Below are 1,055 nucleotides of genomic sequence, written 5' to 3' on the forward strand. Positions count from 1 at the left end.
TGTTTTTTCATATAATCCTATCAGTTGGACATGATGTTCCGGAAGAAGTCTGATGACCTCTTCTGCTCCTGTCTGTAAATTCATGTCATGCCGCTTTAGCTGTTCTGCTCGTGACCTTGTCTATCATCAGTACGGCATTTGCCGTATGTATTCCGAAGAAAATCCAAAGGATTTCAGTCTTCCTGTTCCTGGCCTTTATTCTTGCGAGTGAGTAGTGTTGCTTTTGAGTACCGAAGCTTCCTTCAAGCCTGGTAGCTCTCTCCTTTGAAAGTTCACTTCTGAGAACCTTTCTCAAGGGTTCATCCTTTGCCGCCCTTCCCTTGCGTACAAAGGAAGTGGATATACCATATTTTGTACAGAACCTTCTATTTGCATTATTGGCATATATGGAATCTCCAGCCGCACATCTAACCCTGACATTCATGAGTTTCTGTTGCATACGGATACAGTCCTTCAGTCGTATTCCCTCATTGAATGCCTTGAACGAGAGGTGTTCGATAAACGATATACCGTCTATCTGTATGTTGTTAACCTTTGCACCGAATTCAACAGACTTTGTTTCCTTGCCTCTTACGATAGGACGTACGTAATGACGGTCGATGCTGACGATGCGGTCATTGACCTTCCTGCCTTCAAACAGTTCCTTCTCCTGTACAAGAACCTTTCTGATTATGGAAAGGCGTTTCTGATAATCCTGTGTATATCTGAGTGATCTCCCGTATTCCTTATGAATCTCATCCCTCTGTACGATGAGCTTTTCAAGGAGTCTGATCATACGGCGCTTGAGCATCCGTGTTCTTGAGGCCTTCCTCTTTCTTTTCTTGCAGTATGAAAGATAGGACTCTGACACATCCGCATATTTGTTACGGGGACGCCTTATCCCAAGATCCATACAATGCCGGCAGATATGTCTGTAAAGCCATTCAATACTTTCCCAAAGCAGTTTCATGTCTGTAGGAAAACGCATGTGACTTTCATAACACGTGGCATCAGTCATGCACACGTGAAGGTTCTTAAGATATGGCTTCCAGTGTGTGGCCAGTATCTCCTGAAGG

General features: G+C 44.0%; 1 protein-coding gene. It reads right to left on the reverse strand.

Annotated elements, in window-relative coordinates; all coding sequences use genetic code 11:
• Nucleotides 1-85 precede the first annotated feature (85 nt).
• Nucleotides 86-1,055 (reverse strand): transposase (locus H3001_RS19100; protein WP_181215797.1); only part of this gene is annotated, 970 nt, incomplete at its 5' end.

The organism is Phocaeicola faecicola (assembly GCF_013618865.1).
In the GTDB taxonomy this organism is placed as follows: Bacteria; Bacteroidota; Bacteroidia; order Bacteroidales; family Bacteroidaceae; genus Phocaeicola; species Phocaeicola faecicola.